The sequence below is a fragment of the Sediminibacterium sp. C3 genome (assembly GCF_000508085.1).
In the GTDB taxonomy this organism is placed as follows: Bacteria; Bacteroidota; Bacteroidia; order Chitinophagales; family Chitinophagaceae; genus Sediminibacterium.
Genome location: NZ_KI669560.1, coordinates 633,356 through 647,500, shown reverse-complemented (window position 1 = coordinate 647,500; position 14,145 = coordinate 633,356). Strand labels below are relative to the sequence as shown.

12 protein-coding genes are annotated in these 14,145 nt (G+C 39.2%); 7 read left to right on the top strand and 5 right to left on the bottom strand.

The genetic code is table 11. The features are described 5' to 3' along the window. Positions 1-31: 31 nt before the first annotated feature. From F777_RS0102960 to F777_RS0102950, 3 genes are all read left to right on the top strand, one after another. A complete protein-coding gene (locus F777_RS0102960) occupies positions 32-922 on the top strand; it encodes an OmpA family protein (protein WP_026750741.1) in 891 nt (296 codons plus the stop codon). A 99-nt stretch (positions 923-1,021) separates the two neighbouring features. Beyond that, complete coding sequence (locus tag F777_RS15510; protein WP_037369082.1) at positions 1,022-3,403, top strand: ATP-binding protein; 2,382 nt, start codon at positions 1,022-1,024, stop codon at positions 3,401-3,403. A 29-nt stretch (positions 3,404-3,432) separates the two neighbouring features. Next, positions 3,433-5,781 (top strand): ATP-dependent helicase, encoded by a 2,349-nt coding sequence (locus F777_RS0102950; protein ID WP_026750740.1) that lies wholly within the window; start codon positions 3,433-3,435, stop codon positions 5,779-5,781. A gap of 14 nt (positions 5,782-5,795) precedes the next feature. Here F777_RS0102950 and F777_RS15505 read toward each other — a convergent pair whose 3' ends face one another. Then, positions 5,796-7,025, bottom strand: coding sequence for a glycoside hydrolase family 5 protein (locus tag F777_RS15505; protein WP_081720449.1), 1,230 nt, complete (start codon positions 7,023-7,025; stop codon positions 5,796-5,798). Positions 7,026-7,218: 193 nt separating this feature from the next. On the opposite strand from F777_RS15505, the gene F777_RS0102940 reads away from it, so the two are divergent. The 4 genes from F777_RS0102940 to F777_RS0102925 are packed head-to-tail and all read left to right on the top strand — an operon-like array spanning position 7,219 to position 10,531. Continuing rightward, positions 7,219-7,818, top strand: coding sequence for a NifU family protein (locus tag F777_RS0102940; protein WP_026750739.1), 600 nt, complete (start codon positions 7,219-7,221; stop codon positions 7,816-7,818). 28 nt (positions 7,819-7,846) lie between these two features. Then, the gene (locus F777_RS0102935; RefSeq protein ID WP_026750738.1) at positions 7,847-9,367 is read left to right on the top strand and encodes a hypothetical protein; all 1,521 of its coding nucleotides are present in this window, start codon (positions 7,847-7,849) and stop codon (positions 9,365-9,367) included. After that, positions 9,364-9,996 (top strand): nicotinamide riboside transporter PnuC, encoded by a 633-nt coding sequence (pnuC, locus tag F777_RS0102930; RefSeq protein WP_026750737.1) that lies wholly within the window; start codon positions 9,364-9,366, stop codon positions 9,994-9,996. Before F777_RS0102935 ends, pnuC begins: the two co-directional genes overlap by 4 nt. Continuing rightward, on the top strand, positions 9,983-10,531 hold the full coding sequence (locus tag F777_RS0102925; protein WP_037369079.1) for an AAA family ATPase: 549 nt from the start codon (positions 9,983-9,985) through the stop codon (positions 10,529-10,531). The genes pnuC and F777_RS0102925 overlap by 14 nt, the downstream gene beginning before the upstream one ends. Here the strand turns inward: F777_RS0102925 and mtgA are convergent. Genes mtgA through F777_RS0102905 form a run of 4 tightly spaced genes read right to left on the bottom strand, consistent with a single transcriptional unit; the run spans position 10,523 to position 14,131 of the window. Then, the gene (mtgA, locus tag F777_RS0102920) at positions 10,523-11,224 is read right to left on the bottom strand and encodes a monofunctional biosynthetic peptidoglycan transglycosylase (protein WP_235785880.1); all 702 of its coding nucleotides are present in this window, start codon (positions 11,222-11,224) and stop codon (positions 10,523-10,525) included. The genes F777_RS0102925 and mtgA overlap by 9 nt on opposite strands. A 29-nt stretch (positions 11,225-11,253) precedes the next feature. Continuing rightward, complete coding sequence (locus tag F777_RS0102915; RefSeq protein ID WP_026750734.1) at positions 11,254-11,910, bottom strand: LysE family translocator; 657 nt, start codon at positions 11,908-11,910, stop codon at positions 11,254-11,256. Positions 11,911-11,957: 47 nt separating this feature from the next. Further along, positions 11,958-12,608, bottom strand: coding sequence for a peptidylprolyl isomerase (locus tag F777_RS0102910; RefSeq protein ID WP_051408389.1), 651 nt, complete (start codon positions 12,606-12,608; stop codon positions 11,958-11,960). Continuing rightward, positions 12,602-14,131, bottom strand: a complete 1,530-nt coding sequence (locus F777_RS0102905; RefSeq protein WP_026750732.1) for a GH3 family acyl-acid amido synthetase — start codon at positions 14,129-14,131, stop codon at positions 12,602-12,604. Before F777_RS0102905 ends, F777_RS0102910 begins: the two co-directional genes overlap by 7 nt. Between the last annotated feature and the right edge of the window lie 14 nt (positions 14,132-14,145).

Sequence of the window (14,145 nt, the reverse complement as noted above, 5' to 3'; positions counted from 1 at the left end):
ACCAACAATTGACCAATAATATGTAAGACCAATGAAAATGAAATTCTACACTTTAGCAGCTCTTGCCTCTGTTAGCTTATTTGCCTGCGTTAGCCCGAAACAATTGAGACAAGCCGAAGCCAGGTATGGCGAATTAAATGGAGCATATGCAGAATTGCAGGGAAAATACAGAAATCTGGAAGAGGAATTTAACAAAGCCAAAAATCAGATTAGTAATCTGCAAACTCAGAAGCAATCTGTTGAAGCACAGCTGGGTACAACCAATACTCAATTGGATTATGTAAAACAAACCAATAGCATGGTTTTAAATCAACTGAAAGATTTATCAGTTGTAACCGGAGCTCAGGCTGAAAGCATCAGAAGATCACTTGAAAACATTGGTGCCAAAGACTTATATATTCAGGATTTACAGGGTTCCATTGCCAGAAAAGACTCTTTAAATATGGCCCTGGTGATGAACCTGAAAGGGGTACTGGGTAATATGGACGACAAGGACATTAATATTAAAGTAGATAAGGGAGTGGTTTATGTAGATATCTCTGATAAGCTTTTATTTAAAAGTGGTAGTTATGATGTAACTGACCGTGCTAAAGATGTGCTTGGTAAAGTTGCCAAAGTGCTGAATGCTCAACCAGAAATTGAATTTATGGTAGAGGGTCATACAGATTCCATCCCTTTGATTAAAGGTGGAGGAATGGTTGATAACTGGGATCTGAGTGTTAAAAGAGCAACAACAGTTGTAAGAATCCTTCAGGAATCATACGGAATGAATCCAAAGCGTATGACAGCAGCAGGAAGAAGCCAGTATGTACCTTTAACAGACAATACTACTGCTGAAGGTAGAGCTACCAACAGAAGAACCCGAATTGTTATTTTACCGCAATTAGATCAGTTCTTTAAACTGCTGGAAAGAAAGAAATAAGAATTTTAACAAATTACTATACAGGCGCCGGGGAATGGATTCTCCGGCGCTTTTTTTATATAAAATTTTAATCATAAATTGGATTATCAATTAAAATCCATGTCTTGTAGCTCAAGGAAGCCATTACATTTATTTCTGCTGTTCTTGTTTACAGTGCTGTTTTCCTTTGCAGAGGCTCAGACAATTGAAAAAGGTATTATTGACTTAAGAAAAGCAGATTTAGAGAGACAACCTTTTGCATTGAACGGCAACTGGGGATTTTACTGGAATCAATTACTAACGCCGGAAGAGATCAGCACCCATCCTGAGGTCTTCACTTATTTTCCAGAAAGGTGGGACAACACCCTGTTTAATAATCAGCTACTTCCAGCTAAGGGATTTGCAACGTATACCCTGAAAATTTTACTGGATCCTGAAAAACAAAATGACCTCTCTATACAGCTTCCAGACACCTATTGTTCGTTTCAACTTTTTCTGAATGGCAAGCCTTTTGCAGCTGCTGGGAAGCCGGGAAAAACAAAGGAAACAACGGTAGAGAAATGGGTTGAACAAGTTGTTACGCTTCCGGTTACAGATACGGTTTCTATGGTACTTCAGATTGCCAATTTCAGGCATTCAAAAGGGGGGCCCTATAAACCCATTGTTATCGGAAGCACCACACAATTAACCGCTGAAAAAGCTTCAGAAGATGGTTTTGATTTGATGTTGGCGGGGGCTATTTTAATGGGAGGGCTTTTTTTCATTGGTCTTTTTTACTTTGGAAAACACGACCGGGTCATTTTATATTTCTCATTATTCTGTATCGCCTATAGTTATCGGATAGTTGGCTCAGATAATTATGTGCTCCACAGTTTATTTCCCAATTATCCATGGATAATCGGGGTTCATCTGGAATACCTGAGCTTATTTGTCAGTGTTATTTTCTTTATGTTTTACACCAAGTATTTATTTCCGGAAGAGACCAATAAATGGTTAATCAGAATAGAAGCCATTATGGCCGGATTGCTTTGTTTAACAGTACTATTGTTTCCGCCGAGCATATTTAGCCGGTTGTTGAATCCCTTTCTGATTGTGATGTTTACGGTTATTGCTCATGCTTTTTATATTTATATCAAAGCTTATTTTAATAAAAAACTGGGAGCCAAATACGCACTGTTAAGTACAGGAATTTTATTGATCATTTTTATACTAATTAACCTGAAATATTTCAATGTTATTCAGCCACCAAGATTTGTTCTGTTCTTTGGATATATCAGTTTTTTCTTTTGTCAGTCATTAATTCTTTCTCACCGGTTTGCCTTTACATTAAAAGAAGCTAAAAAACAGGCAGAGATGGGGCTGAAAGCAAAAAATGATTTCCTGAGCACCATGTCGCATGAAATAAGAACTCCTTTGAATTCTATTCTGGGTATGACCAATATTATGCTCATGGAGAAGCCATCAGATGAACAAAAAGAACAACTGAATGTGTTGCTGTTTTCAGCCAAAAACTTATTGTCTATAGTTAATGATATTCTGGATTTCAATAAAATTGAAGCGGGAAAAATAGGATTTGAAACCATTGAAATGGATTTGAAAACCATTTCTGAAAATCTGGTTGCAGGATTTGGAACACTGGCAAAAGAGAAAGGCATTGCTTTGAAACTGGTCTTGGACGATGGGCTGAATGTAAAAGTTATCGGAGACCCTACCAGAACCAGCCAGATTATCGGAAACCTGATTCACAACGCAATTAAATTTACCAAGAGAGGGCATGTGGCTTTGAAAATGTCCGTCCTCAGCAGAGACGAATTGAGGCTCCGGTTATTAATAGAAGTAGAAGATACCGGAATTGGAATTGCACAGGAAAAACAACAATTGATTTTTGAGCAATTCACGCAGGCTGATAATAGTACTTCCAGAAATTTTGGAGGCACCGGTCTTGGGCTGGCCATCAGTAAAAAATTACTGGCTTTGCAGGGCGCAGAATTAAAGTTGAAAAGCGAACCCAACAAAGGATCTTGTTTCTATTTTGAAATCAGTTATCCAATTTTACCAACTCGGGTGCTGAAGCAAGAAGAAATTGTGCTTGAAATACCCGCTGAAGAAAGTAAACCTTTACAGGGAAAATATGTCTTACTGGTAGAAGACAATGAAGTGAATATTCTGGTTGCAAAAACATTTTTAAGCAAGTGGGGCGCTTCGATAGATATTGCACAAAACGGAAAAGAAGCTATTCAACTTTTTGACGAACAAAAACATAATATTATTCTGATGGATATGCATATGCCGGTTATGGATGGATACGAAGCTACCAGAATCCTGAGGGAAAGAGGAGTTAAAACGCCGATTATTGCACTTACTGCCAGTTTGCCACGCGAAATAGAAGACCGGATAAAAAATACTGGCATTAATGATATAGTGGTAAAACCTTTTATCCCTTCAGAATTATTTAAACTTATTCTTCATTATACGGGAATTCACCCCAATAAAACGGGTTAAGAGAGTATCTTGCACCAGAATTAATTTGTATGCAGGATTATTTGAATGGATTAAACGACTCTCAAAGAGAAGCAGTCACTCATATTAAGGGACCACTGATGATTGTGGCTGGTGCAGGAAGCGGAAAAACAAAAGTACTCACCACACGTATTGCTCATCTGATGGCCAATGGCGTAGATGCTTTCAATATATTAGCCCTTACTTTTACTAATAAGGCTGCTGCTGAAATGAAGGAAAGAATTGAAAAAATTCTTGGTAATTCAGAAGCCAGAAACCTTTATGTAGGTACTTTTCACAGCGTGTTTGCGCGTATTTTAAGAGCAGAAGCTCATAAATTGGGTTACCCCAGTAATTTCACTATTTACGACACGGATGATAGCCGTTCAGTTTTAAAAACAGTAATTAACGAATTACACTTAGACGATAAACATTATAAGCCCAATATTGTAGGGAATAGAATTTCTTCTGCGAAGAACGCATTGGTGGGTCCTGCAGAATATGCTACAGACTATGCTATTCAACAGGAAGATGCAAGAGCTAACCGCCCGGCCATTGCCCAGGTTTATGCCGCATATGCCAAACGTTGTTTTAAGAATGGAGCCATGGACTTTGATGACCTGTTGTTGAAAATGTATGAGTTGCTCAATAATTTCCCTGAAGCCCTGCATAAGTATCAACATAAATTCAAATACCTGCTGATAGATGAGTACCAGGATACCAACCCTGTTCAGTACCAGATCAGTAAACTATTGGCTGCTGCGCATGAAAATATTTGTGTTGTGGGTGATGATGCTCAAAGTATCTATAGTTTCCGGGGAGCAACGATTGAAAACATTTTACAATTCCAGAAAGACTACGACGATGTTAAAGTGGTTAAACTGGAACAGAATTACCGAAGCAGCCAGCAGATTTTAAAAGTTGCCAATCAGGTCATTAAAAACAACAAAGGACAGATTCCCAAGAACCTCTGGACCGAAAACCAGGAAGGAGAAAAAATAAAATTAGTAAGAACATTAACCGATAATGAAGAAGGGAAATTTGTTGCCGACACCATTCAGGAACAAAAACTGCGCAATCATTATTATAATAAAGACTTTGCCATTCTCTACAGAACCAATGCGCAAAGCCGTTCTTTTGAAGAAAGTCTGAGAAAAATGGGAATCGCCTACCGCATTTATGGTGGAGTGAGCTTCTATCAGCGTAAGGAAATCAAAGATTTGCTTGCATACTTAAGGGTAATTGTAAATACCAATGATGAAGAAGCGCTAAAAAGAATCATCAATTATCCGGTAAGGGGTATTGGAAAAACAACTATTGAAAAATTAGTCATTATTGCCAACGAACAAAATATCCCTGTATTTAATGTGGTGGTAAGGGCAGGTGAATTTGGTTTCAGAGCAGGAACACTGGAAGCATTACAGAATTTTGCGACCATGATTCGCTATTTTCAAAGCATGCTGACCAATAATAACGCTTTTGATGTGGCTACACAGGTGGGCAAACATACGAACCTGGTGAAAGAACTCTTTAATGATAAAACTACAGAGGGACTTGCCAGATACGAAAACGTTCAGGAGCTTTTCAACTCTATTAAGGAATGGACAGAAAGTCCAAGTAATGAGGATGGAGAACTGGGTGATAAATCGCTAGGGTCCTATCTGCAACAAATTACTTTGTTAACGGATGCGGATGACGACAAAGAAAATAATGACGTAGTAAAACTGATGACCATTCACGCAGCAAAAGGTCTAGAATTCGGATGTGTATTTGTAGGCGGGGTAGAAGAAACATTATTTCCCAGTGCCATGAGCATTAATACCAGAGAGGAACTGGAAGAAGAAAGAAGACTGTTCTATGTGGCTGTAACCCGAGCAAAAGAAAGGCTATGGTTAACCTATGCCAATTCAAGATATCGTTTTGGTCAACTGGTACAAAATGAGCCCAGCCGTTTCATAGAAGAAATGCCGGAAGAATCAATTGATAAATCCTATGCCGGCGGTGGCGCCCGAAATCACGGTGCTTCACAGTGGGGTTCTGCTTTCGAAAGAATGAACAGGGGATTTGGTTCTTCTGCCCAGCAGGCTGCACAGAAATATGGTCCTCCTCCTTCGAAGAAACCAGCAACAAGCAAACCTGAATACATGCCAATTCAGCCACTGGCACCTAAAGTAGTAGCACATATTCCTTCGGCTGATTTTACACCCAGCGATACTTCCAATTTAGAAGCCGGACAGAAAGTAGAACACCAAAAATTTGGGTTTGGTACAGTTAAATCTATGGAAGGATCGGCTCATAATCCTGTTGCTACCATTGATTTTGGCGTTAATGGAGAAAAGAAAATCATGCTAAATTATGCAAAGCTTAGAATCGTTTCCTAAGCATATAAAATAAACTAGGGGTTACGGTATTTCGCTGTTCGCACTGATTTCTCTCTGATATTCGATTTAATGGTTGGTTTGTACAAACCCCCGTTAGGCTGTGGAAGTAAAACCGTTCCCGGTAAAAACAAAAAGGAAGAGGGTGGCTCAGGTGGCGTTTCTACTTCTTGTTTTTTATTCAGATCTGCATTGGAAACTGTTTCTGTTTTTTCAACCCAGGGTTTATTGGAAAATCCGGAAGCATCCAGAAAAGACTGCAGGGTTTTTATTTGTGGTCGTTCAACACTGGCCAGTGGATAGGTACTAACCGGATTGCCCGAAAGTTTTTTTCCAGAGGAACTATACTGGGCAGTTACATTTTCAGACTTCAAATATTGAAGGAATTTATCCATGATATTTAACCAGCGTGCATCCGTATCCGGTACCCCAAACTGGCCAATCATTCCTCTTTTATTGTGTTGCTTCAACCACTGTACAAATGGCATTGCCCTTTGTATACCTGTTGAATCCCAGGCCTGATTCTGGTCGTAGGAAAACAAATACTTGCCGGTGAAGTCGTTGTCGAAATAACAATGTGCATTGTACACCAACTTGTCCTGAGGATCATTCAGGTATTTTAAGGCATCCGAATAATCGGGCCAGCTTTCCGCAGCTGCATAGTTATTTCCGGAAATAATAATACGGCTTCTGCGATCTGCCTGTCGTATGGAACTAATGGCCCACTGTGCAGTAGTCTGCCAGTCAAAAGCCTGCATATCATGTGGCTCAGACATTAAGTTGTAGCCATAAATATTGGGGTATCCTGCAAAAGCATTGGCAATTTTATTCCAGCAATCTGCAAAATCCTGTCTGCTTACCGAATAAGACCCTACAATATAATCCACTCCATACTTTCGGTACCTGCCGCTGTTGTACATGGAAAGAATTACCTGCATATTCCGATTCGAAGCCCAGGTTACCACTTTACGGATTTCCCCGATTTCACCATAATCCAGATCCCCACCCAGATTTTTTTGTACCCGCTCCCATCTAAATGGAATGGTGATTAACCTGAATCCCTTTTGATAATAATAGTCAACTTCTTCCTCTGTTGGATATTGGTAATGTTCATTCAGCTGGCCGGGCAATTGATTTTCATTGATTTCACCCCCGCCCAGGGTCATTCCAAGCAAAAAAGGATCGGTCTGAGCCTTTAATTGGCTTGAAAACACCATCCAGATACATAAAAAGACTAGGTTTCGCATGGGTTATTTCATTAGCTGCTCTTCAAAAAAGGCGAAATGCATTACTGATAACGTAAAATTTGCCGGTTTATTGGCTTTACTTACGATATCCGAAAAATAAGACGGACAAACCGTTAAACTAGGTGCTTTGAACTTTCCCTCCCATCCTTTTGTTTTAAATTTGTACCTGATTCACATTTAAAAAACGCATACCATGATAACGACTGGCAACCCTGTCATCAGCATTTATACAGAAATGACTCCAAATCCAGAGACAATGAAGTTTGTAGCCAACAAGCTTTTATATCCTGGAAAAAGCATTGATTTTGCAGATGAAACCCTATCGGCACCCTCGCCGCTGGCAAAGGAATTGTTTAGTTTCCCTTTTATCAAGAGCGTTTTCATAGCAAGTAATTTTATTACCCTTACCAAGACCGCCGATACAGAAGACTGGCAGGATGTGATTCCTACCATTAAGGAATTTTTAAAACAATACCTTGAAAACGGTGGAGTGGTAGTTAATGAAGAAGAAGTTGCTAAGGTAAAACAGGAAGCAAGCAATACCGTAAGTGCAGACGATGATGATATTGTGAAGAGAGTGAAGGAATTACTGGAAAACTATGTAAAGCCTGCAGTTGAAATGGATGGCGGCGCCATTCAGTTTAAAAGTTATAACGACGGAGTTGTAAACCTGATGTTGCAGGGTTCTTGCTCCGGTTGCCCCTCTTCCATGATTACCCTTAAAGCGGGAATTGAAGGCATGATGAAGAGAATGATTCCTGAAGTGAAAGAAGTAGTGGCTGAAGCAGAATAAACCTCGGTAGTGCATTATCTTGCATTACATGAAGCAAATCATACAACATTTATTGTTCCGTCATTGGGATGCATTGTTGGCGTCTGCTTTGGGCTGTATCTGGATTGCTTTTTATACTTCAAAAGGGGGGATAGGTATTTCACCGGACTCGGTAGCTTATTTAAGTACGGCTGATCATTTTGCCGATTCATTTCGTTTTTCAGATTACAACAATCTCCCGCTGGTGAATTTTCCATTGGGCTACCCCTTTTTATTAGGTGTTATCAAATGGGTATCAGGCGCAAACCTGTTATTGTTAGCCCCTTGTTTAAATGCATTCCTGCTGGCATTGGTTCTTTATACTGTTAGTTTTTTATTGATTGAAACCGGAATACAATCAGGGATCTTCAGGCTTTTGATATTGGTTTTTATTCTAAGCAACCCGGGCATGCTGGAAGTGTATTCCATGTTATGGTCCGAAACAGTATTTCTGGTTTTGGGATTGTTTTTTGTGATGGCCTTTTTGCGATACCTGAAATCCCATTCAATTTCCTGGCTGCTATGGGCTGCTCTTATAGTTAGTTTCACCTGCATGGTTCGCTACGTGGGAGTTACCTGGATCATTACAGGAGGCATTTTAATCCTATTTAATACAAGATTCAACTGGCAATTGAAATTAAAACATGTCCTTGTTTTTGGAATAACAGGAGCCATCTTACCCTTATTGAATACCTTAAGAAACTATTGGGTAACCGATACCATTGCCGGGGTACGTCAGACATCTCTTAAATCATTCACTTCTAACCTGGCAGATTTTTTAAATGTGCTGGGATATTGGTTCCCGTTAGGCAATGCTGAAAATCAAAGTCTTTTAATAATCTTCGGAACCCTTTTGCTGTTACTGATTATTACTTTTTTGGGATTCCGATTTATACAGCAGCAGTTTTACAATAGTCCGGTTACCATCATCAGCCTATTCACACTCGTGTATGGAGGGTTCATGCTTTTTATTGCAAGTGTTTCCCGTTTCGAAACCCTGAGCAGCCGGTTATTAATTCCTCTTTATATTCCAATCATTATTTTAATTGCCTGGTTTTTTTATACCTGGATAATTAAAACCAGGCAGTATAAAAAATGGCTGGTTATAGCATTGTTTTTAAGTGGATATACCGCAGGCGCCCATTATCATTATCAGACTCATGCTTTTAATTGGGAAGGCATTGGTTATGCTGGTATCCCCGGCTACACAGATATGCACTGGAAAAGTTCTCCGCTACTAAAGTTCATGAAAAGTCATCATCAGCAATACCAGGCACCTATTTATTCCAATACCAATGATGCCGTATTTTTTCTGGCTGATATAAAAGCTAATCCTTTACCCCATAAAGATATTCCTTCTGAAATCAGTGACTTTCTTAAAACTCCACATATTTATCTGGTTTGGTTTGTCTACGGAAAAAACGACGACCTGATAGATGATGCTTTTATTCGTAAACATTATCGTCAAACAAGCGAATGGCAATTTAAAGACGGTTCTATTTTTTATTTTACCAGAAATCAACAGAAATGACGATACCTCAGGTCTATGATGCGTTTGTTACCGGAATACAAGAAACCGGTATCTTGGAATTCATTGCCGTTTTTGCAGGAATAGGCAGTGTATGGTTTAGCAGAAAAGAAAATATCTGGGTTTATCCCATTGGGTTAATCAATACTACCATTTATATCTACCTCAGCGTAAAAGGACATTTATACGGGGAAGCCAGCGTGAATTTATATTATACAATTATGAGTATTTATGGCTGGATTTTGTGGTCGAAGAAAAATAATCAGACAAAGGAAAAAATGCTGAAAATTCAATTCAGTTCTTCCAAAGAATGGGCGGAACAAGTTCTGTTTTTTGGTTTGTTTTATACTTTATTGTTCTTTTCATTGCAACAACTTCAGGTTTCCTTTGCTCCGGAAGCAATCCCATGGGCAGATGCATTTGCCAGTGCAACTGCCTACACAGGTATGTGGCTAATGGCAAGAAAAAAAGTAGAGAGCTGGTATTGGTGGATAGCAACAAATATTGCTTCCATTCCGTTATACTTTACGAAAGGATATGTTTTTACCAGTGTGCAGTTTGTAGTATTACTCATTTTAGCGATTGCCGGTTTAATAAGCTGGCGGAAAAAAGCCGGTCATGCAGGAAATTAAAAAAATAGTCATTATAGGTCCGGAAAGTACAGGTAAAAGTACATTAAGCAAAGCCCTTGCTGATCATTATCAAACCTTATGGTGTCCCGAGTATGCAAGAGAATACCTGCTACAAAACGGAACCAATTATGGTCCGACAGATTTATTGACTATTGCAAAAGGTCAGTTGAAACTTGAAGATGAATACATCCAAAAAGTGCAGAAGGAAACTAAAAGTTCACTTCTTTTTGTTGACACTGATATGTACGTAATGAAGGTCTGGAGTGAATATGTTTTCGGAACCTGTGATTTTTTTATTCTCGATACCATTATTAAAAGAAAATACGACGGTTATTTACTTTGCAATATCGATCTGCCCTGGGTGAAAGATGAACTAAGAGAATATCCTGATGAAAAACCCCGACAGGAACTGTTTGCTATTTACAAAGACTTATTAATTAACCAAACAGTGCCCTGGGCTTTGATCAGCGGAACAAATGCAGAAAGAACTGTCGCTGCAATTACGGCAACCAATCAGTTCCTTCAATTATCTTAGCAAGGCTTTGATATCTTCATCCCCCTCAATATTATTCATCTGTTTCAGAATTTGCGGATATCGCCAGGCAACCCTGCGGCTTATGGGTTTCACCAAGAATTTTTTCGGATTAGGCAATGAAGCAATAATCATAGCGGCTTCGGCCCTGGTTAATTGCGACGCATCTTTTTTGAAATAATGTCTGGAAGCAGCCTGGATACCGAAAATACCCGGACCCATTTCTATCACATTCAGGTATACTTCCAGAATTCTTTGCTTACCCCAGATCCATTCAATTAATTTTGTGAAATACAACTCTGGTACTTTTCGGATGAACTTGGTGATGGATCCTCCCTGCCATAAAAAAACATTCTTGGCTGTTTGCTGCGTTATGGTACTTGCGCCACCTCCCAATGGTATTCTGGTTTTTTTATTTTTCTTTTTGGGTTTGATGCTTTTTTCAATGGCATCCCAGTCAAAACCACTATGGTCAGGAAATACCTGGTCTTCACTGGCAATGGCGGCCAGCTTTACCGAATGATTAATCTGATTCCAGGAAACATAGTCTCGTTTGAGTCCATATCCGAATGAATTGGCTATTTGGGTCATGGTAACCGGTGGCATAACCCATCTGCAAACAATGGTATATAAAAGTGAACTCAGAAAGAGTATCCAGAGGATGCGTTTTGTTTTCTTCCAGATTTTTTTAATCACAACAAATAATTTCAAGAGGAAGATACAACCTATTTCAGCTTGTCCCCAAAATTAAGCACACCCCAAATCAGGGCAACGCCAAATCCTATCAGGATAATCCCCGAAAGTTTATTGATAAAGTGAAGATTCTTAGGTGTCAAACGTTGTCTTAATTTTCCTGCTAAGGCAACTTTGGCAATATCTGCGAGTAAAACAAAAACAAGGCAAGTAATGAATACAATCCATTTGTATTGCGTTGGATTAGGAGTTCCCGCAGCATCACCAGTTATTGCCGCAGTCCACGCAAACCAAAAAAGAAAGACGGCAGGATTTAGCATATTCATAAAATATCCTGACAAGAAAATTCCGGCCAGATCTCTTTTGCGGAATTTTTTTATTTCCACTTTATTGTCTTCATCAACAATTACCTTCTTGAAGAAAAAAGTATAAATGCCTACGCCAATTAAAAAAATACTACCTGCAATGGCAATGGTATTGCTATGAGATAAGGCCGTTGTGAAAAAGCTGGTAAACAAATTACAAACCAGTACCAGACTGATATCGCTTGCTGAAACCCCTGCAACAAAAGTATACCCCGCTTTATGACCGTTTGCAAGGCTTTGTTTGATGATGGCAAAAATAACCGGGCCTACTGAAATACTCAGAATCAGTCCTAAAACCAGCCCCTTCATCAATGGTGCAATCATCTAAACCAATTAAAGTTGAATTACAAAAATAACTGATTGGGGCTATTTCAGCGGATAATTGTTGCGCTAATAATTTTATCCAGGCCCGGAAATTTTTTATCCAGATAGGAGTTTCCCCATTTATAAACCGAATCCTGCAGCGGTAGAATTTGCTTTCTGTATTTCCCGTTCAGTTTAAACAAAACATCCATTCCCCTGATTACTTTTCCAAAGGGGGGATAACCGTGAACTCCTTCCCGCATGGTTGTATCCAACTTTGGATTGTCCTGCATATTCACAAACAGTTGTGTAGTTCTGGTATTTTTACCACTTCTTGCAAAAGCAACGATTGATTTGAGGTGTTTTTTTCTGACTGGTTCGTCCGGCAAGCGCTGCAGATCCCATTTATTGTCTTCCTTGGTTCGTCCGGCAATACCGAATTGAACCACATAGTCTTTTTCTACTCTGAAAATATAATTGTTGGTGTAAAACTGTTGCTTGACCAAAGTGTAAAAACGGTCTGCTGCCAGCGGCGCCCAGTTTCGGTATGCCTGAATAATAAAATTGCCCTGAGTGGTTGTAAACAAAACATTCACCGTATCCGGTGCTACAAAATCCTGTTTCCTAACCGTTAGATTTGTCTTTGGCTTTTGTGCAAAAGAATGCTGAAAGAATACAGGATTCAAAAAGAAAAAAGTAACAAAAAGAGTTTTTAGCATTCGTTCTTCTTTTCTAAAAACAGATACCAATCCTGCAACATAGACCCCTTTAAAACCCTGGGGAATTTATGCTGCCCACCAACTTTACCCTTACTAAGCATGAAATTTAAAAAGGCCTCTTCCTTCAGTACTGTTAATTTTATTTCCCTGAGCGCACTTTTTCTTTCAACTGCATAATCGTCGTTTAATTCATTCAGACAGTCGTCTATAAAATTGCAAAGAGCATTCTCCTCTACTTTGTCGTTGCAGGCAACAAACCAGTGATGGCCAAAGAAGTTGCCAGAGGGTACACCAGCTACTGTAAATTCAGGTATGCTGATATTGAATTTTTCAGATGCCATTTGCACGGCCTTATTCATATTGTCTACACTCAGGTGTTCTCCAACCAGACTTAAGAAATGTTTGGTTCTGCCTGTGATGATAATTTCAGATCTTTCTTTATCTACAAATCGAATTGTGTCTCCAATCAAATAGCGCCAGGTACCGGCAGTAGTGCTGATCAACAAGGCATAATCTTTGCCTTCCTCTACTTCATGCAACATTAAGGCTTCCGGATTCTCAACCATTTCTCCGTCTGTAGTAAAATTTTTATCATCAAAAGGAACGAACTCATGGAAAATATGTTCGTTCGTTACCAGTCTCATCCCCTTGGCATGCTGGCGATCCTGATAGGCTATAAAACCTTCACTAGCCAGATAGGTTTCTATATAAGTGATGGGCTTACCCAGCATTTTCTCGAATCCTTTTTTATACGGCTCAAAACTTACACCACCATGTACGAAGAAGGCCAGATTGGGCCAGATTTCGTGAATATTATTCAATTTATACCGCTCAATAATTTGTTCTACACACATCTGAATCCAGGCAGGAACTCCAATTAAAAAACCAATGTCCCATTGAGGCGCTTTATCAACAATCTCTGCAATTTTTTTATTCCAGTCTTTTTGTTTGGCAATTTTCTTCCCTGGTTTATAAAAGGGCTGAAACCAGAAAGGCGCTTTCTTGGCGGTTATGCCACTCAGGTCTCCGGCAAAATATCCTGGTCCTTTTTGCAGTTCCGTACTGCCCCCCAAAGTAAGCCAACCTTTCCCAATAGAAGCATAAGGAATATTTTCATATTTACTCAGACTTAGCAATTGTTTTATCATCACCATTTTATTTCCCCTCAATAAATCATTGGTAATGGGAATGTATTTACTGGCCGATTCACTGGTACCGCTGCTGAGTGCATAGTATTTAATTTTGCCTGGCCAACAAATATCCGATTGCCCTTCAATGGTTTTGTGCCACCATTCATTGTAAATTTTATTGTAATTGAATGTGGGTACAATCTCCTGAAACTTTTTTCCGGGATGCTTGCTTAATAAAATTTCATCAAAACGATACTGCTGTCCGAAAGAAGTAAACCTGGCTTTTTTTAATAGCTTCTTTAAAACCCTTAACTGTTCTCTTCTAAGATTGTTTTCAGGAAGCCGAAGGGCTCTTAAAATGGCATTGGGGAGTTTCAGATCAAAGATTGGCATGCGTTCTTTAACAG